We start from the raw sequence: 1,078 nt of genomic DNA on the forward strand, positions 1-1,078 counted from the left end.
CTAGGGCCTGTGTGAGGTTGTGATCAGTTGTTGGGTTCTGCCTCCTTCATGGGTGGAACCCGGTAGGAATTTGCCGTGACGCGCAAGCAACTCACCGATGCTCAGTGGAAGTTCATCGAGCCCTACCTCCCGATCGGCAGGTTCGGCCCGTACCCCGAACGACTGCGGGAACAGTTCGAGGGGGTGATCTGGCGGTTCCGGTCCAGCGGTCAGTGGCGGGAGATGCCCTGCGAGTTCGGGCCCTGGGCCACCGTCTACGGGCGCTTCCGTGTCTGGCGGGACGCCGGCGTCTTCACTGTTCTGCTGGAAGGCCTGATTGCCGAGGCGGCCCGCGCAGGCAGGACAGACTTGTCGCTGGTCAGCGTGGACTCCACCACTGCTCGCGCCCACCACGACGCCGCCGGGATGCACGTCGGCAAGGACCTCATGGAAGCCTTGGAAGAAGCTGCGCGTGAGCAGGAGAAGGCCCGGCAAAAAGGGGCGGCCCGCAGGAACAGAACGGACAGGCCGAGCGTCGACGTGTCCGACGCAGACGCAAGCTCCGCCTGAAGGAAGCCCTGCTCGGCAGGTCCCGAGGAGGACTGACCAGCAAGGTCCACCTCGCCGCAGACCGCAAATGCCGTCCGCTCGCATTCGTCCTGACGGCCGGACAGGCCGCGGACAGTCCGCAATTCATCTCAGTGCTCGAGAGAGTACGGATCCGCCTCCCCGCCGGCCGTCCCCGAAACCGGCCCGGCGCGGTCGCCGCGGACAAGGCCTACTCGTCTCGCGGCAACCGCGCCTACCTGCGCAAACGCAATATCAAGGCAGTCATCCCGGAAAAGAAGGACCAGGCCGCCAACCGGAAGAAGAAGGGCGCGAGAGGCGGCCGCCCCATCAGCCACGACACCGGCCTCTACAAGGAACGGAACACCGTCGAGCGTCTGATCAACAAGCTGAAGGCCTGGCGGGGCATCGCCACACGCTACGACAAGGCACCCGAAAGCTACCTCGCCGGCCTCCACCTCCGCGCCTCAATGATCTGGATCGACGACCTCCTGAAGGCCGCCGACTGATCACAACCCCACACAGGCCCTAG

1 pseudogene is annotated in these 1,078 nt (G+C 65.5%); it reads left to right on the plus strand.

Annotation, left to right across the window (positions count from 1 at the left end):
- The first annotated feature begins 75 nt into the window (after positions 1-75).
- Positions 76-1,055: pseudogene (locus ACFYWI_RS38540) on the plus strand (IS5 family transposase).
- Positions 1,056-1,078: the final 23 nt, after the last annotated feature.

The organism is Streptomyces sp. NPDC002889 (assembly GCF_042888425.1).
Lineage (GTDB): Bacteria > Actinomycetota > Actinomycetes > Streptomycetales > Streptomycetaceae > Streptomyces.